Origin of the sequence: Proteus alimentorum (assembly GCF_002607735.1) — a bacterium.
GTDB lineage: Bacteria > Pseudomonadota > Gammaproteobacteria > Enterobacterales > Enterobacteriaceae > Proteus > Proteus alimentorum.
The window spans coordinates 54617-72812 of the sequence record NZ_NBVR01000013.1 but is presented as its reverse complement, the minus strand read 5'-3'; the positions used below and the strand labels follow the sequence as shown (position 1 = coordinate 72812).

Below are 18196 nucleotides of genomic sequence, written 5' to 3'. Positions count from 1 at the left end.
AATAGCGAAGGCGGTCTACAATGACCGCCTTCTGTTTTTTTATATTGATATGATGATTCTGATTAAGCGAGTACACCATGCATAGCACTGATACTATCGTCGCTCAGGCCACACCTCCGGGAAGAGGCGGTGTTGGTATCCTACGCGTTTCTGGCCCCAAAGCGGCACTTGTGGCACAAACCGTTTTAGGCAAGTTGCCTAAACCTCGTTATGCCGATTACCTGCCATTTCGTAATGATGATAACTCCGTGCTTGATCAGGGTATCGCCCTTTTCTTCCCAAATCCGCACTCATTTACAGGCGAAGATGTTCTAGAACTACAAGGTCATGGTGGCCCCGTTATTCTGGATTTATTACTAAAACGTATCTTACAAATTCCCGGTGTGCGTATTGCAAACCCAGGGGAATTTTCTGAACGTGCATTTTTAAATGACAAACTCGACTTAGCACAAGCCGAAGCGATTGCCGATTTAATTGATGCCAGCTCAGAACAAGCGGCACGTTCAGCGATTAATTCATTACAAGGTGCATTTTCTTCTCATATTAATGAGATGGTAGAGTCATTAACTCACTTACGTATCTATGTTGAAGCGGCCATTGATTTCCCTGATGAAGAGATTGATTTTCTTTCTGACGGTATCATTGAAGGAAAACTTAATGCGGTTATTGCTGAATTAGATGATGTTCGTGCCCAAGCTCGTCAAGGTAGCCTGTTACGTGAAGGGATGAAAGTGGTTATCGCAGGTCGCCCTAATGCGGGTAAATCAAGCCTGTTAAATGCATTAGCGGGCAGAGACGCCGCGATTGTTACAGATATTGCGGGCACAACGCGCGATGTATTGCGTGAACATATTCATATTGATGGTATGCCTTTGCATATTATCGATACAGCGGGTTTACGTGAAGCCAGTGATGAAGTTGAACGCATTGGTATTGAACGTGCTTGGAAAGAGATTGAACAAGCAGATAGAGTGCTATTTATGGTTGATAGCACCACAACTGATGCAACAACACCCGAAGATATCTGGCCTGAATTTATGGCTCGTTTACCGAGCACCTTGCCTGTTACCGTTATTCGTAACAAGTCAGATTTAACAGGTGAAAATGTCGAGATCACCGCGCAAGGTAACTATCCCATGATCCGCTTATCTGCCCGCGATGGAATGGGGATTGAATTGCTACGCGATCACCTAAAAGAAGCCATGGGCTTTAATAGTAATACCGAAGGGGGCTTCTTAGCGCGTCGTCGTCACTTACAAGCCTTAAATACCGCCGCCGAGCACTTACAGCAAGGCCATGAACAATTGGTTTATGCAAAATCCGGTGAATTATTAGCAGAAGAGTTAAGACTAGCTCAACAAGCATTAAGTGAAATCACAGGCGAATTTACCTCCGATGACTTATTAGGCCGTATTTTCTCTAGTTTTTGTATTGGGAAGTAATGCGTTCATGACTCTAACCTATAGCGTAAAAATAAAAAATAACGATACGCTATAGGCTTTTTAAAAAATGAGGTAATCTTCTTACTTATTTTTGTAGTTTATTTTTTATACAAAAAATGATTATGTCTGCTCATTAACATTGCTATCTTTCTTACGAAAGAAATTGATAGGAGAGACCTATGGCTACGGCTTCTTTTAGTAAAATTTTTATTGTTAAAGATAAGCAATCAATTGATCTTATCCAACGTGATTTAAGCCATCCACGTCATGTAAAAATAATTAAACGGAATTACGAAGCAGAAAATAGACAAGGAATTGCGTTATTAAAACAACGATTGTCCAACTTGGAAAACTACTAAAAGAGCTTGGTGAAGAAACAACTATTAAGCTTTTAAATAGTTTTTCTAATAAGTTAAATAATGATGTTGAAAATTTTTTGACTTCTTCAACAAAAGCTATTCGATTTGAACAAACCAGTAACGCAAGAACTTATTTAATTTTAAATGATAGTGGTGAAATTCTTGCTTATTTTTCGCTTTCCTTTAAAGAGCTCACTCTTGATAATGTTAAAATAAGTAAAACAAAAAGACAGCAACTTGATGGAATTTCTAGAAAAGCAGAAAAAATTAAAGTTTTTCTTATTGAGCAAATAGGGAAAAACACATCCATTTTGGATAACCCAATTTCTTTAAATTTTATTTTAAATGAAATATATGCTGTTTTATCCGATGTTAAAGCACTTATTGGTGGTCGAATTATTATATTAGAATGTGAAGATAATAAAAAATTACTTGATCTTTATATACGTCATGGTTTCACTTTAATCGAAATAGAAAAAAATTCATCTTCCACTCTTCGAACCTTGTATATTCATATTATTGAAAAATAATAATTACTTAAATATTAATAAATACTATTAAGCTAACTAAAAAATATTTATTTTCACAATTTTTTTAGTGTATTAGCAACGCAAACGTTTACTTTCTATTTTTATTTTTTCTAATAAAAATAGATTTTAAATATCGCATAAATACGCATCTTAATTATGCTTTTTAATGATCTAAATATAGTAAATCAACCAATGACAATGCTAAACTTCGCCTTTAGTTAACGGGGTAAATTTCCCCCTTATATTTAAGAGTCTATCGTGAGAACGCTTTATTTTACTGCGCTGACAACAGGCATTCTTTCTGCCATTTGGGCATTTGTTGCTAATCAATTTGACTTATTAAGCTGGGCTGGCTTTTTAGGTTGTACCGCCTATTTTGCTTATCCTAAAGAGGGTATTAAAGGGTTAGCCGTTACTATGGCGACCATTATGAGTGGCGTAATTTGGGCATTAGCCATTATTTATGGTAGCCAAGTCTTTAGTGATATTTCTATTTTTGGCTATGCTGTCACGGGTGTTATTGCCTTTGTGATGTGTATTCAAGCCAAAAGTGCGCTACTTGCTTATATTCCTGGCACTTTTATTGGCGCATGCACGATATTTGCTGCTCAAGGGGATCTCTCTCAAACCATCCCTTCATTAATCGTGGGTGTTTTATTTGGTTATTCGATGAAAATGAGTGGGCTTTGGGTTGCCAATAAGTGGCCGAAAACAGCGTAATTTATGCTAATTCAAATCTAAAAGCGGTCTTTAGTCATGCTAAGGCCGCTTTTTGTTTTTCAGCAACACAGTAGTAACGTCGTTAGCAATATCGTTAGCAAGGCACAATCATCGGTGTTCCCACAACAGGATCAGGAATAATTTGGCATTCCAAATCAAAAACTTGTTTGATTAGCGCTTGATTGATAATCGATTTTGGCTCCCCTTGCGCAATGATTTTTCCTTTCACCATCACGACCAAATTATCTGCATAACGACACGCTTGGTTTAAATCATGTAAGACGGCAACGACAGTACGTCCTTGTTGCTGATTGAGCTTTCGAAATATATTGAGTAATTCAATTTGATAAGCAATATCTAAATAGGTTGTTGGCTCATCTAACAGTAAAATTTCTGTTTGTTGCGCTAATATCATCGCGACCCAAACACGTTACCGTTGCCCCCCCGATAACGAATCTACCGTTTTATCTGCAAATTCTACAATTCCTGTCTCTTTCATTGCTGTTTCTACGGCTAATTTATCTTCTCGACTCCATTGGTGCATAAAACTTTGATGTGGAAATCGTCCTCTTGCCACTAAATTAGCCACGGTGATCCCAGAAGGTGCTTGCATCGTTTGAGGTAATAACGCGATTTGACGGGCTAGTTTTTTTGGTGGTAATGCCGTTAAAAGCTGGCCATCTAATGAAACATGGCCTGATAATGGTTTTAATAAACAACACAAGCTACGCAACAGCGTTGATTTACCACAACCATTGGGACCAATAATGACAGTGACTTTTTTATCAGGAATAGAAAGGGAAATATCTTGGCAAATCGTTGTCTGTTGATATCCCAACTTTAAAGTGTGCGTCTGTAATCGGCTATTGTGCATAACATTGTCTTTTTATTGAATGATCACATTAAGCAAAATAAGGGTGATAAATAACCATCACCCTTTGCTGTGATTTATATTTAGAAACGAACTTCTACTGAAGCACCAATCATGCGAGGGCGCTGATAAATAGCGGTATCTTTATTATTATCTGGGATAAGAATTCGTTTATCAGAATCAAATAAGTTCTGAGCAAATAACGTTGTTCTACCCCATTTAAAGTTATAGCCAAGCTGTAAATTAGCTAACCAGAAACTATCTACTTTGCCACTATCTGCATTATTTGCATTCGAGAAATAATCTCCCGAGAACTGAACATTACCGCTAATATCCATAGCCTGTGTTAATTGATATTTCGCGCCGACATTTGCAGTATAACTTGGTGCTCGGGCTAACTCTTTCCCTTCAATACCACTGTTACCAAAGTCTTTGATTTTAGTTTTTAATAAACCAACACCTGTGTTTAACTCAAGAGAGTCTATTGGTTGATAAGCAACTGTTAATTCGGCACCGTAAGTTTCAACCTTTTTCGCATTACGAATAGTGGAAGAATTTGGCCCTAAATAGAAAGGCAGTTGCATATCCTTATAGTCGTTGTAAAACAAATTCGTCATCACACTTAACTTGTTATCCAACAGGTTATTACGTGTATAGAGGCTATAATTCCATACATATTCAGGTGAATACACATAAGTGACAATCGGCTTACCAATAGTCACACCCGCACCACCACCGTTATAACCTCGACCAACAGCAAAACCAACGGTTTGATTCACTGCGGGTTTCCATGCGATATCCGCTTTAGGAAGAAACGTGTTATAGGTTTCATCAAAATCGATCGCAACAGCTGCACTTCCCCCATTACGAGTATGGTGCTCTCGTTCAAAACGCCCTGATAACGTTACGTCAATTTCAGGAAATAGTGCGTAAGTTAATGAACCATAAGCGGAAGCCGTTTCTGTTTTATCATCAAAATAACTGCCCCCAAAAATATTCACAAACTCATCTTGTTTGGCGTGGAAATAGCGTAAACCAAAAATTCCGCTTAATGCTTCGCTGTCGGTTTTAAAGCGAAGCATCGGTTCAAACTCAAATTCTTTAGCATCAATATCTGCGCGAGGGCTTTGTGCTTCAGTTAGACGACGCGTTGAAAAATCAGTATAAATCAATGTATTTTCAACACTTAAATTATCATTAGCTTCCCATGTTGTATTTAAAATACCACTGGTTGTTTTACGCTTAATCACAGGACGAAAACGTGAAGGCGCATTTGGCGCTAAATTGCTCGCCATATTAGCCTCATTTTGCGGTGATCGACTATCAAGATGGCTAACAGTCAACTTAGCTTTAAAATCAGGATTATCTAAAGAGTCATAAAGCAGTTTTCCACGAAATGTATTGGAGCGAATATCGCGCGGATCACCACTTGGCGAGTATTTATCCATATGAACAAAGCTTTCACGCTCTTGCCTTTCTGCGGTAAAACGAAATGCTAATTTATCTTCAATCAGTGGCCCTGAAGTCATCACCGCATATTCTCGAAGATCTTGCTGACCCGCCCCCAGTTTTACTGCATTTTCCCAATAAAACGTCGGATCCATCGTTTTAACCAAAATCGCTCCGGCAATCGCATTACGACCTTGAACATAACTTTGTGGATCACGGAAAATTTCAACCGTATTCACATCCCATAACGATTGAGCACCATAGCCAAATTCGTTATAGGTAAATGAACGACCATCAACGGAGAAATTAACTCTGGGGCGTGTGCCACCTAAAAAAGCAATAGCGCCTTGTGCCGGCCCAGAACCATCAACACCACGAATAGCAGGTAACGCATTACTATTCCCGTTATCAACAATGTTGGGTGTCATTTGTAGTAATGTATTCACATCTGCATTGGGTGTCGCTGCTATTTTTTTCGCATCATAGACCGTGACACTGGAGCCTGTGTCATAGATAGATTTATTCAGTTTTTCACCCGTCACAATTAATACATCCACTTTTTCATCGTGTTTTTTATTATCTTGTGATGTTGACGTTTTTTCTATTTCTTGTGCATTGACATTAGGAACGGCAATACATAAAGTACCTAATAAAGCCGTTTGCACAAGTGTTGTTATTGTCGCTTTTTTTGCGCGTAGAGTAAGAACACCAGACATAAGTCTATACCTTTCATGCCATAGAGCATGCCATTAGACGATTTATAAAATACCCTCATTACATCCCAAATATTTAATTAGTCTTTTTGGCGACCATCCCATGACTCATCCCTAAGTTAGTAAATATTTACTTCCTTTATTATTATTTTAAGTTTTCTGTTTTCTTGTTAATAACCACAACAAATAAAGTCCACCAATAACACCCGTCATTAAACCAACAGGCATCGTAATATTGATGGGCAGACTCTGTGATAACACATCAGCAGAAAGTAAAAGGAGTGATCCCATTAATGCAGAACCTACAATGGGTAGTTTTCCTGAGTGGCTTAATCTGATCACTAATTGAGGTGCGGCGAGTGCAACAAAGGCAATTGGCCCAGCGCTGGCGGTTGCTAATGAGGCAAGCAATACGGCACTAAAAATCATGATCCATCTTACTCTGCCCACATGAACACCCAATTGCTGAGCCATGTCATCACCCATTTCCATTAACGTTAATGACTTAGCATAAAAAATGATAAGCGGAACAAGGATCAGCAAACCCATAAAAGTAGGATAAACATGTTGCCAAGTACGTGCATTTAACGAACCCGCAAGCCAGAGATTCGCCATAATGGCATTATCAATATTGCCCTTTACCAACAATAAGCCATTAAAAGCATGTAAAATGGCACCGATACCAATACCGATTAAAATCATAGTGTAGCCAGACATAACACCCTTTTTTAAGGACAGCAGATAAACAATTAACGCCGTAGCCATTCCACCTATTAATGTAGAAATAGCGATATCCACAACCGTGCCATTAAAAATAATGATTTGAAGTAATGCTCCCGTTGCGGCACCTGTTGTAAAACCAATAACATCCGGTGAGCCTAAAACATTACGCGATATCGACTGAAAAATAGCGCCTGAAATACCTAATGCAGCCCCAACGCCCATCGCGGTAAGTAGACGAGGCAAGCGAATATCCATGACGATTTTCTCTTTGATGCCACCTTCTGATTGCCCGATAACAATATCTAGCAATGTAGAAAATTCGATGGGAAATTTACCTGTTGTCAGAGCGAAAAAAGCGAGAGAAATCATCAAGAAAAATAAAATAAAGGCGATGATGATATCTTTTAGAGAGAAGATCCAAGACCCTGTTCCCACTTGGCAGATGATCTCATTATTTTTAGGTTTCATAATGTAATGATCCGCCAACGTTTAACCAGATAGATAAAAAAAGGCCCACCAATCAGTGAGATCATAATGCCAACGCTAATTTCTCCCGGTGTACCGATTAAGCGCCCTAAGCAATCTGCAACTAACATCACTAATGCACCAATCAGCATCGACATCGGTAAGATACGTCGATATTCAGCGCCGACTAAACGACGAGCAAAATGAGGTGCGGTTAATCCTAAAAAACTAATAGGCCCAACCGCTGCGGTTGCACTCCCTGCAAGAAGGACGATTGCAAAAGCTGATAACAACCAAACTCGTTTTTGATTAGCACCCAACGCATGGCTAATATCATCCCCTAACGTCACGATATCTAACGAACGAGTAAGTGAGTAAGCAATTACACTTCCAATCACCACCAATACAGTAATGGGGTACAAAACATCGAAGCTACGTCCTTGTAATGATCCCACAACCCAATGACGGAATTGATCGAAGACACGTTCATCACTATTTACCGTAACAAGCTGTGTGATAGCGAGTAAAACCACAGAGAGAGCAACACCGGCAAGCACCATTCTTACAGGGTTAAGTCCGTGTCTTACACCACCAAGAAGATAAACACCGATACCGGCGAAGAAAGCCCCTAATAAGCCAAACCACATGTAAATAGTGACATCAGTGATCCCCGTTAGCGCAATTAAAGAGACAATCGCCACCATGGCGCCGGCATTAATGCCAAACAAACCAGGATCAGCAAGTGGATTGCGTGTTAAGGCTTGCATTAATGTTCCAGCTCCGCCTAATGCGACACCAATAACTATCGCTAATAATGTGCGAGGAAAGCGGAGATAGCGCACTAATAAGTGTTCGCTATTTGTCGTATCAAAATCGATAAAAGCCTGCCATGTTGTGTACATAGAAACATGTCGGCTTCCTACAAATAAGCTTAATAGTGCAAAAAAGAACAATAGGAGAATAGCGCTTCTTATTCCCCACTTTATGGTGTGGTGAGAAGTCAACATACGTTACTGCTTATGTTGACTAAAACGCGCAACCATATCACTGATAATTTCTTGCGCGCTGTAATAATCAATACGAAACGAGTTTGCGCCTAAACCATAAACTTGCTTATTTTTTATAGAAGGTAGGTTGGCAAGAATGGGATCAGCCATAAATACATCGGCTTCTTTGGCGGTTCCACTTAATAGAAACGTTGTGGGTGCCGCGAGTTGTGTTAAATGCTCATATTGAGCCCACACAAAATCTGAAACGGGTTTATCTTTCGGTTGCCAAGCGAGATCTGCACTTTCAATAGTAAAACCAAGTTGTTGTAATAATACCGCGTGAGGGCTAGTGGTTAGCGAAACAGGGTTAACAGTGCCGGCACCAAAATAAGAGATAATATTGACCTGCCCCTCTGGTAACTGTAGCGCATCTTTCCCCTTTTTTACTATGCCTGCAAAATGCTGTAATAGTGTATCCGTCTCTTTTTCTTGCCCCGTGGCTTGTGCCAATTGTAAAGCCAAGCTTTCCCAACTCTGCTTGCCGTAATCTAAAACAATGGTAGGCGCAATTTGTTTAAATTGTTCAACTTGAGGATAAACCGTATCCCCCCCATTTACGGAAACAACGATTAAATCAGGCGCATAAAGATAAGCCATCTCTAATGAAACACTGCCCGCTGACCACAGTTTTTCAACATTTCTCTCTTTTGCCACTTTATCCCATTGAGCAAAATATTGCCCATTTGCTGCGGTTGAACTTGCAACGACGGGCGCTTGCATTGCGAGTAATGTTCCAGTGATAGAAACCGACGCAGATAAAATACGTTGTGGTTTTGCTTTAATTTCCGTTTTAGTGCCATCGACACTGGTAAAAGTACGAGGCCAAGATTGGCTATCAGCGCCAACATCAAAAGCATTTGCTGTATTAACAATCAAAGAAAAAAGAAAAAGACAGGCAATAGAGACAACGGATTTAGACATGACCACTTTCCAAGTAAATAATCTTTACTTTAAATAATAAATGTAATTATTAATGTTAATCATAATCAATATCATTAACAACAAGGATCTATGGGCTTGTGATAGGAAAAGTGAGAAGGAACGCACAAAAAACAACTTTATAAAAAAACACCTAAGCCTCCAGTGAACTTAGGTGTTTGGTTTATGACATTAGTTTAGTTGAAAATCTAATGAAACAACCAGCGGGTTCAATACACTTTCAGGCTTAGGGCCGATGGATTTTACGCGTTTAACCGCAGCAATAGCCGCATTATCAAGAGAAGCAATACCTGAAGTATTTTCTATATCAACCTTTGAAACCGCACCTTCTGATGTTAGTGAAAAGCTCACCACTACATGACCTTCATGCTGCATGCGACGTGCTTGTGATGGATAACGTTTGTGGCGTTCGATTTCTCTGCGTAATGAACTTATATAGTGATTATCAGACTCACCTTGCCCGATTCCTTTCTCGCTTAATGCACGACTACTTCCTGCTAACGAACTTGCCGTATGTTGCGTTACGCTTTCTGCCGATGCTTCTGATGTCGTTTGCGCTATTTGGCTTTCTAAATCACGCTGTTTTATCGGCTCTACTTTTTCTTGTGCCACTTGCTTTTTCACTGGTGCGATTGGTTTTATGGGTATCGGTTTTTCTTTGGGTTTTTCAGGGAGTTTCTTGGGTACTTCAATAAATTCCCCTTTTTCTGCACTGGGTAAAACAATCGCGGTATCTTGAGGCTCAATTTTCTCGATAGACTCAGGCACAACTGTCGATTGTTGGGGCGGTGAAAATACCACTTGGTAAACAGAAAATGTATTTTCTTGTTGCTGATGAATATGGTGCGCACTTTCTGTCATAGAAAGTGAACGTAACAGCCAACTTAATATGGCGATATAAACTAACGATATGCCTATTAGCCAATAATAAATATTAAGCGGATGCCTGACAGAAAGTGCCAACATAACAAAAAGCTCCTTAATTCTATTTTGATTAAAATTGTGCAGTCACACCTAATCGGAACGTTCTGCCCGGTGCAGGCATACCTGATCGCGTTAATGGATCAATGTAGTATTCGTTTAATAAGTTACTGCCCGTTATTTCAAAAGATAAATTAGGGCTATATTGATAGTTAATATAGGCATCAACGGTAAAGACTTTTGCCCAACGCATCGGATTATTATTTTGACCGTACATTTCTCTTGGTAACTTTTCTTTTAGCCATTTTTCATCTTTATTTTCTACTTCAGATGAATAGAGCCAACGGCTACCTATTTCTAATTTATTCTCNTATTATTTTGACCGTACATTTCTCTTGGTAACTTTTCTTTTAGCCATTTTTCATCTTTATTTTCTACTTCAGATGAATAGAGCCAACGGCTACCTATTTCTAATTTATTCTCTAGCCAACGAGTCCCTAAATGTAAATTAACCGAATATTTAGGCTGAATAGAAGTACGTAAAAAACCACCCGGATATCCCCCCGTCATACACTCTTTAATACCCAAGAAACCAAAGGGATCATAGTGACTAAAAGCATTTTTATCGCATACCTTATTTTTATGACTATAAACAAGCGCGGTATCCATAAAAATAAAACCGTTATCAAAACGTGCTTGAACTTCCACCCCTTCTAATTTTTGCTTTTCAAATTGCCTAATTTGCCAATTCGCATCTCTATCAAAGACATTTTCGATATTGGTATGAAAATAATTTATTTTAATATCGGCATGGCGCTCGACATTAAGCCAATCGGTCAAATCAAACACAACCCCAAACTCTGTACTTTTGGCGCGTTCTGGTTTTAACTTAAAACCGTAATAACGGGCTTTAGAGCCTGAAAACCCGCTAGTATCTTCAAATAAATTAGGTAAACGCAGTTGCTCGGTATAACGTCCATAAAAACGTAATATATCGCTAGCATACACCGTTGCAGACACCAGTGGTGAAAATGCCCCATGCTGATAGCTGGGTTCAGGTACAAAATTATCTTTATCATCAAGATAAATAGGGATTGGATTGGTCACACCCATTTCATATTTATTAACTAATTTACCTGTAATGGGATTGGGCACTTTTTCATTGATATCAACATAACCACTTAAGAACATATTTTTACTTTTAGATAATTCGCCATTTTTATCATAAAATATGGCGGTATATTCCATGGTCATAGGACGTTCTTGGGAAGATTTTATATTGAGATTTCCTTGTTCATCACGAAGAAAATCTTCTTGCATCATATGAACTTGAACGTTTCCAACTTCAGCGTGATTAATAATTTTTTCTTTTATTTCAGGTGATAAATTTTCATATTCAGGATAAACAAATTTAGAGAGTAAAAACTCACGCACTTTTTTATTTATTTCTGGATAACGTTTATAATTTTTAAGCTCTTCAGGTAACGTTTCTACATCCACCCTATGGTAAGCTTTATATAATAAATATTCATCCGAAGTTAATGTACGTCGATAAGGAAGAATAAAGCCTCTTATTGAGGGAGACTTCTCATAACCTTTTACATTATTACGTCGTTTATTATTTAAAAAAGTATCTGTTAAATGATAATAATGATATTTCCCGCCCGCGGTAATAGCTAACCAAGAAAGTGGCTTCCAATCTGTGGAAAGGGCTAAATTAATTTCATGACGTTGTCCTGCTCGCCCAGAGGTAACAAAATCAAAATGTTTAGGTAATTCCAATTCATCACTATCTAATTTTTCAAACTGATAATGGCTGGAAAATGAAAGAGAAAATTGCGGTGATAATTTAAATATTGAAGATAAATCAATACCATATCGGTTATTTTCTTGATAAAGAGAAGAGGTATCAATAAATCCCGTATCATAACTGAGTTCCCATTCGGTATTTCTATTAGAAAACAAATCAACTTGTTTGGGCTCTCTTGGTTTACCACCTCGAGTATTAGTATGTCCTGAGGTTAAATTTCCCCATAATCGTAATAATAAATCGGTTTGTTTATCTTCTGGCTTATATTGGTAGGTTAATACTCCTGCTTGTTGTGTAATATTCCCTAACGGCCATTGATTCACTAAATTTTTATCATAACGAACCCAACTTAAACGTGATGGCATAATATCGCCAAACAGTAAATCGGTATATCGGTAATTAATCGAAAAACGGTGCGTTGATTCAGGAAATAATGTTCCTTTAACTAAAAGAGATCGACTGCGATTGGAAGTGTTTGATACTTCATTATTTGGACGATAAATATGGGCAATAAAAGGTAAATAAGGCTCAAAGTTTCTTCCGCCATCCTTTACATGAACTGATTCAAGTAAATCCTTATCTGTTTCACTATAATTTTTGGCATTTCTTTTTCCTGCAAAGTAATTTCCTTTTTCTCGTAATGCATAAGCAAATAATAAGTTAAAGTTTTCCTCTTCAAAACCGATACCTAAACGAAATGAATAATCTCGAAAATTTTGTATTTTGCCTTTTTGAGGTGTGATTTCTAACGCAGGATCAATAATATAAGCATTTTGCTGATAAAACTTCGGATAATAGCGATAATCTTCAATCATATTTGTATAAACTTCTTTATACCGCGTAGAGTTATTACTAATATCTCCTTTAAAATTAATTCCAAAAGAGTCACCAATAGGCACAATATCTCGAATATCTAGGGTTTTTATGGCTATACCACCACCGATCCCTGTTTTCATATCTGGGGTTAATGAAGGACCTTTTTCAATATAGATACTGCTAATCAAATTAGAATCAATATAGTTACGATTAGAGGCACCACTGTACCCACGATAAACGGTAATCGCCTGCTCTGTCCCATCAACAGTAACAGGAATTCGCCCTTGCCCTTGAATGCCGCGAATATTCGGATCAAGCGCCCCACCATTACGCGCTTCACCACTATAAACCCCAATGGCGCTTTTTAGTAAATCAGCCGGAGAAACACCTTGATAACGCTCTAATAGCTCTTTACCTAAATAAACATTAGAGACATCTTTTTCATAAACTTGTGAATAACCTTGTTTATCTTTTTCTTTATTATCTGAAATCTGAATATGACCAAGATCGGTTTTATCTTCTTTGGCTTGCAGATAAAAGCAAGGAGAAAATAACGATAGAGAAACGAAGATTGAAACAATTTTTCGCTTTCTAAAAAGCATTATATGCATTGTTTTACCTATTCAATTAATAAAGGAAGTAATTTATTTAATTAAAAATTTTTTTCTAATTTAAATAACACTTCATGTTGCTGATATTGATATAACCAATCCACATTGCTTAATCTTCGGGTATAACGTAACTCTATTGCGGGATAAAACCCTAAAATAAAAGGTGATTCATTTTTAATATTGATTGTAAAAACAAAGCTATTGTCTTTTCTTCCCTTTTTTAATAAAGGATTATAGTTATTAAAGTGTTTAAATTGATACTGAAAAAAAAGAGATATATGCCAATTCACTGACAATGGATAATAAGCGCCAGTTTTTATACCATACTGCTGATAATTTAATAAAGTGTTTTTTTTACGGCTTAACTGATAATTTAATTGATTAACTAAGTGCATTCCATTATTAAAATAATAGTTATGATTAGTACTATAACTAAGTTGCTGACTATTTAAATTATTTAACGCTTCTTGATATTGCTTTATTTTATAGTTCAAACTTAAATTAATAGTTTGCTTTTTATTAATCAAATAAGAAAATTGTATTTCACTTCCCCATGCTTGATATTCATATTGAGTTTTTGATTTTTTTATTTCGTAATAAGGTGTTATTAACCATTGATATTGAGGTTTTTGATAGCGATAACCCAGTTGTGTATATAATGCAAAAAAGTTAGCACTACGGTGAGAGTGATAATCGATATATCGTGCATAAGTATAAGAAGAAAAAGTATGGTGAGAATAAAGGATAACGGGTTGATAAAAAGAAAAATAATGAGTAAGACCCGTTGATGCAATAGGTTTTGCACCTCTTAACGTCACTTTTCTTTGAGTAGATTGAGAGACAACTTTTTCAGCTATATCAGGTGCATGGTTAATATTATCATCATAAAAAAAACTAAGTTGGTAGAAACGTTGGCCTTGAAAATAAGAGGCTAATTTAACTCGATAAAACGCAATGGATTGACTAATATCGTTAGGTAAATCAATCATATTGCTCAACTGATTGAGTTGTTGTTGTGCTTTTTTATATTCTCGCAAATGAAAATAAAGCTGAATTAACCCAGTTTGCGCTGGGATAAAATCGGCTTTTTGCTTAAGTTGTTGCTGATAATAAAACTCAGCTTGTAAATAATCGCCTTTTGTCTGGGCTAAAAGCGCTTTAGCATAATCAATTAATAGTGTTTCATGGAAAGGTAATTGTTGATAGTCCAGTAATAGTTCTTCGGCCTTGTTCCACAGCTGTTGCTGTAAAGCGCGATAAAGTTGTTGGCCTATTTGAGCAACGTGGTGTTGAGATGAAGAATAGGAGAATAAAACAGAATTATTTTCTTTGGCGTTTACTTTTAATGGCATGAATAACAGACTAATAATAAAAAACAATTCCTTTCGTTTTTGATAATAACGCATGTATATCCTTATAATAAAAATCGATCTATTCCTTAAGATCGGTTTATTTTTGATAAAAAAAAACAGATAACCCTATACCAGATTATCTGTTGCTAACATTTAGCTTAATGACCACTAATACCACATTCAAAGAATTAACCGATTGTATTACCAAACAAATTTATAATATTATTTTTGAAAAAATTAAGAAGCATCCGTGCTTGCTGTTATTTCTTCACTTTCACTGCTATTTTTCGTACCACCAAAACCGATATCTTTTGTGTGATCCGAACTAAACACCACAATACCCGCTAACGTTTCAGCACTTTCACCAAAGAAAGCACCTTCAACAACCCCTGATGTTGTGCCTTCTTTCGCATCAGCAGAAAACGTTACTTGGTTATTTGCGGTATAAAGATTTCCACCTTCTAACTCAACCGTGCGTTGGCTATTCGCCAATGAGCCTTCAATTTTCTTTTGTGAGAAATCAACATCGAACGTACCAGAAAGCAGATTGCTACCACTGTATTGGCTAATACCCATTACCGTATAAGTGGCGCTATCTGTCGGTAAGGTGGTTGTCACATCTTTACCCACATAATAGGTCTGATGTGTTGCATCTGTTGCTGATGTTGTTTTTGCCCAGTCACCAAAATAGACATTGGCATCTGTGATTTTGGCAAAGTGAAAAACGCCCATATCACTATGGCTTGCAGGGGAATTAGCATTAGGTTGGATAGTATAAATACCATGACTGTCCGCTCCACCACTCATTCTTGGTGAGGTTAACGAAGCAAATCCAATTTTTTTCCCACCTCCTACGGTACTAATGCCTACACCAGGCTCTCCACCAGGTATTTCGCTATGACCACGTTGGATAGAGTCACTTGCTCCCACTTTCATGGTGGTTAAAGGACCGCTTTGATTAGAATGAATTTCAGCTTGTACAGCTTGAGTCCCCATTAATATAAATAATGCGCAGACTAATTCATTACGTTTTTTCATAATAACTTCCTTATTATTAGTTTGAGGGTGTGGCTACTTATTATAAATAACAAGTAGCCACTTACAGAGATATTAATTTTTTATCTTTACAGCTTCACTTACGAATATAAAGCTTGCCGTGTCGGGCGTAGGTAATATTAAATAAATCGCTTTCATTGTAAATAACCTATTTTAATTACAGAGATTTTAATTAACCCTATTTATATTAAAAGAATTAAATTAATTAAATGATTTAACTTAACTTTTTATTTAAAAACATAAAAAACCAATGAAGATTTCATGTTTGTTTTTGTGAACAAACTCGCAATTATTTATCTTTATTACTTTTAAAACTAATTGATATTTATTAGGTATTTTAGCTTTATTATAAGTTATATATTGGCAATATAATCATTACTAGAATTAAAAGCTTTTTTTCATTCGTTATATTTTATTTATTTCCTCAGAAATTATTTTTATAAAAATATCACGATCTTTATTCTGAATATTATTATTCCAAATAACACCTATTTCCCATTGTGTATACAAACCAGACAGTGGCAATAAAGTGACTTTTTGTTTGTCACAAATAAATTCTGCATTTTTAGGCACCAATGCCATTCCTAATCCAGCAGCAACTAATGCTAACTGTGTTTGAATATCTTGCGATTGCTGTAATACACGAGGGTTGATTTGATGATGTTGCAAAAAATCATAGACTTGTTGATGCAGTTTTTTTCCTTTTTCAGGCACCAACAGAATAAGCCCAAGCGTATTAAAATAGTGTAATGGATCATCATCAGCTTCTAACACTATAATCGTTTGCGTGGGAATTGCTAACATCAACCGCTCTTGTACTAATGCAATACCTTTGAGTGGCTCTGTAACAGGTAAACGTGAAAACGCGAGATCAAGCTCACCTAAAAGTAATTTATCTTCCATTATGTTGGAAGGCATATCATCAATATGAACGGTAATATCAGGATGAGCGAGATTAAATTTTGCCAATAATGGGGTAATAAAATTTAATGCAGACAAACCAAATCCTGCATAAAGCGCCGCTTTTTGGGGTTCACTTAATTGACGAGCTTGCTTTTCTAGCACGCGAACTTCTCTTAAAACGGATTGAGATTGACTCAGTAAATATTGTCCTTCAGGTGTTAATCTTGCACCATGACGCCCACGCTGAAAAAGAGTGACACCTAACTGAGATTCCAGTGTTTTTATCTGTTTAGTGAGTGCTGGCTGACTAATACAAAGCCTTGATGCAGCTTCACCAAAATGTTCTGTTTCAGCTAAAATAGCAAAAGCATTCAATAAACGGGTATCCATGATTAATTATTAATCCCATCTTATCTTTCCTTTTATTATTCTAACATAGAATAAATAAATAAAATTAATAACCAACACCAATGTATTAATAATCAAAACAAATAGATTAAATTGAGATTATTCTTTGTAAATAAAACCGCTGAAATATTGGTTAAAAAACAACCCTCCCATTTGTTTTTTCAATACGCTTTTGGAAAAAATAAGATAACAGCAAGAAATAACAAGGTTATATCGCTCTATTTCACGGAATAAGCACCTTATTTTCTGGCATCATAATGGCAATAAAGGAGTATTTATGTCTGCTAAGTCCCTATTTATAATTCTTTCATTATTAGGATTATCCGTTTCCTGTTTGGCAGGAGATGGCTTAGTGGATAGAACATGGACAGCTTCAGGATTAAATACACAAAGTTATCGACAAGCATTAAGACAACCGACCGCCACATCTCGATATACTCTTTTTAATATCACGCCAGATATGCCTGTTCCGGGTGGTACAAGCCCTTCTGAACCCCAAGGTATTCGTTATATTGCAATGAAGTATGGCCCTTATGGTCAGCCTGAACATTATAAAACTTACCAAATCATGTTTTCTCACTATTCAAATAGTAGTACGAAAAAAGTTCGCTATTTAGGTGAGTTATATACCGTTGTTGGTGATATCTACTTAATTGATCCTTTTGCAACAACCAATGAATGGCAGCGTGGCCGTAGCCAAATCGTTGAAGAGTACTATGAGATATTAGATGCTCACGGAAATAGAACAGGCAAAGGATTACGCTTTAATAATTGGGATAAACCCATTCATATAACTAAGTGGGCATCAAATTAATATACTCTTAATCAATATTCCTTTTTGTTAACGCTCTCTTAATGTCGTCATTCTTTCTTTTATTAAAATAAGGACTTGGAATATTAACCTACGTTAATACTTTCTAAATTCATATAAAAAAATATAAGAATATCAATAACTGACATTATTCTCTTAATTTCTATTTAATTATTTCTTTATATAGAAGTTTAATTCAAAGAAAAGTTAGTTTTTATTTCACTTATCTATTTAAAATAATCATTAGC

At 36.7% G+C, this 18196-nt stretch carries 14 protein-coding genes and 2 pseudogenes; 5 read left to right on the top strand and 11 right to left on the bottom strand.

The genetic code is table 11. From position 1 onward, the window contains the following. Positions 1–77: 77 nt before the first annotated feature. The 4 genes from mnmE to B6258_RS02145 all read left to right on the top strand — a co-directional run bounded on the left by mnmE (position 78) and on the right by B6258_RS02145 (position 3051). Complete coding sequence (gene mnmE / locus B6258_RS02160; protein WP_099073898.1) at positions 78–1442, top strand: tRNA uridine-5-carboxymethylaminomethyl(34) synthesis GTPase MnmE; 1365 nt, start codon at positions 78–80, stop codon at positions 1440–1442. Positions 1443–1621: 179 nt separating this feature from the next. Then, positions 1622–1801, top strand: a complete 180-nt coding sequence (locus tag B6258_RS02155) for a hypothetical protein (protein WP_099073897.1) — start codon at positions 1622–1624, stop codon at positions 1799–1801. A gap of 77 nt (positions 1802–1878) precedes the next feature. Further along, entirely contained in the window at positions 1879–2331 is a 453-nt protein-coding gene (locus tag B6258_RS02150; protein WP_099073896.1) for an acetyltransferase, read from the top strand. Positions 2332–2589: 258 nt separating this feature from the next. Beyond that, positions 2590–3051: a DUF1097 domain-containing protein gene (locus tag B6258_RS02145; protein ID WP_088494149.1), complete on the top strand. Its 462-nt coding sequence runs from the start codon at positions 2590–2592 to the stop codon at positions 3049–3051. Positions 3052–3145: 94 nt separating this feature from the next. Here B6258_RS02145 and B6258_RS02140 read toward each other — a convergent pair. From B6258_RS02140 to B6258_RS02090, 11 genes and pseudogenes are all read right to left on the bottom strand, one after another. Then, positions 3146–3925, bottom strand: a pseudogene (locus B6258_RS02140) (ABC transporter ATP-binding protein). Positions 3926–4005: 80 nt separating this feature from the next. Then, positions 4006–6087, bottom strand: a complete 2082-nt coding sequence (locus B6258_RS02135) for a TonB-dependent receptor (RefSeq protein ID WP_099073895.1) — start codon at positions 6085–6087, stop codon at positions 4006–4008. A gap of 147 nt (positions 6088–6234) precedes the next feature. After that, the gene (locus B6258_RS02130; protein ID WP_099073894.1) at positions 6235–7275 is read right to left on the bottom strand and encodes a FecCD family ABC transporter permease; all 1041 of its coding nucleotides are present in this window, start codon (positions 7273–7275) and stop codon (positions 6235–6237) included. After that, entirely contained in the window at positions 7272–8279 is a 1008-nt protein-coding gene (locus B6258_RS02125; RefSeq protein ID WP_099073893.1) for a FecCD family ABC transporter permease, read from the bottom strand. The genes B6258_RS02130 and B6258_RS02125 overlap by 4 nt, the downstream gene beginning before the upstream one ends. Before the next feature lie 3 nt (positions 8280–8282). Further along, the gene (gene fepB, locus B6258_RS02120; protein ID WP_099073892.1) at positions 8283–9242 is read right to left on the bottom strand and encodes a Fe2+-enterobactin ABC transporter substrate-binding protein; all 960 of its coding nucleotides are present in this window, start codon (positions 9240–9242) and stop codon (positions 8283–8285) included. Positions 9243–9431: 189 nt separating this feature from the next. Then, positions 9432–10226 (bottom strand): cell envelope integrity TolA family protein, encoded by a 795-nt coding sequence (locus B6258_RS02115; protein WP_099073891.1) that lies wholly within the window; start codon positions 10224–10226, stop codon positions 9432–9434. Between the two features lie 28 nt (positions 10227–10254). Continuing rightward, positions 10255–10548, bottom strand: a pseudogene (locus tag B6258_RS02110) (hypothetical protein); the annotation flags it as partial. Then, positions 10539–13409 carry a TonB-dependent receptor domain-containing protein gene (locus B6258_RS02105; RefSeq protein WP_476704251.1) on the bottom strand — a complete coding sequence of 957 codons (2871 nt, stop codon included), beginning with the start codon at positions 13407–13409 and terminating at the stop codon, positions 10539–10541. The pseudogene B6258_RS02110 and the gene B6258_RS02105, both read right to left, overlap by 10 nt. 50 nt (positions 13410–13459) lie before the next feature. Then, positions 13460–14824: a surface lipoprotein assembly modifier gene (locus B6258_RS02100; protein ID WP_099073888.1), complete on the bottom strand. Its 1365-nt coding sequence runs from the start codon at positions 14822–14824 to the stop codon at positions 13460–13462. Between the two features lie 183 nt (positions 14825–15007). After that, on the bottom strand, positions 15008–15808 hold the full coding sequence (locus tag B6258_RS02095) for a Slam-dependent surface lipoprotein (RefSeq protein WP_099073887.1): 801 nt from the start codon (positions 15806–15808) through the stop codon (positions 15008–15010). A gap of 423 nt (positions 15809–16231) precedes the next feature. Beyond that, positions 16232–17119: a LysR family transcriptional regulator gene (locus B6258_RS02090; RefSeq protein WP_099073886.1), complete on the bottom strand. Its 888-nt coding sequence runs from the start codon at positions 17117–17119 to the stop codon at positions 16232–16234. A gap of 295 nt (positions 17120–17414) precedes the next feature. Between B6258_RS02090 and umoA the strand changes: the two genes are divergently transcribed. Continuing rightward, positions 17415–17951 carry a UmoA family flagellar biogenesis regulator gene (gene umoA, locus B6258_RS02085; protein ID WP_099073885.1) on the top strand — a complete coding sequence of 179 codons (537 nt, stop codon included), beginning with the start codon at positions 17415–17417 and terminating at the stop codon, positions 17949–17951. Positions 17952–18196: the final 245 nt, after the last annotated feature.

Bases quoted from the DNA above. Each gene is read 5' to 3' on its own strand.
- mnmE (WP_099073898.1), top strand. From the start codon at position 78: ATGCATAGCACTGATACTATCGTCGCTCAGGCCACACCTCCGGGAAGA.
- B6258_RS02155 (WP_099073897.1), top strand. From the start codon at position 1,622: ATGGCTACGGCTTCTTTTAGTAAAATTTTTATTGTTAAAGATAAGCAA.
- B6258_RS02135 (WP_099073895.1), bottom strand. From the start codon at position 6,087: ATGTCTGGTGTTCTTACTCTACGCGCAAAAAAAGCGACAATAACAACA.
- B6258_RS02130 (WP_099073894.1), bottom strand. From the start codon at position 7,275: ATGAAACCTAAAAATAATGAGATCATCTGCCAAGTGGGAACAGGGTCT.
- B6258_RS02125 (WP_099073893.1), bottom strand. From the start codon at position 8,279: ATGTTGACTTCTCACCACACCATAAAGTGGGGAATAAGAAGCGCTATT.
- fepB (WP_099073892.1), bottom strand. From the start codon at position 9,242: ATGTCTAAATCCGTTGTCTCTATTGCCTGTCTTTTTCTTTTTTCTTTG.
- B6258_RS02115 (WP_099073891.1), bottom strand. From the start codon at position 10,226: ATGTTGGCACTTTCTGTCAGGCATCCGCTTAATATTTATTATTGGCTA.
- B6258_RS02100 (WP_099073888.1), bottom strand. From the start codon at position 14,824: ATGCGTTATTATCAAAAACGAAAGGAATTGTTTTTTATTATTAGTCTG.
- B6258_RS02095 (WP_099073887.1), bottom strand. From the start codon at position 15,808: ATGAAAAAACGTAATGAATTAGTCTGCGCATTATTTATATTAATGGGG.
- B6258_RS02090 (WP_099073886.1), bottom strand. From the start codon at position 17,119: ATGGATACCCGTTTATTGAATGCTTTTGCTATTTTAGCTGAAACAGAA.
- umoA (WP_099073885.1), top strand. From the start codon at position 17,415: ATGTCTGCTAAGTCCCTATTTATAATTCTTTCATTATTAGGATTATCC.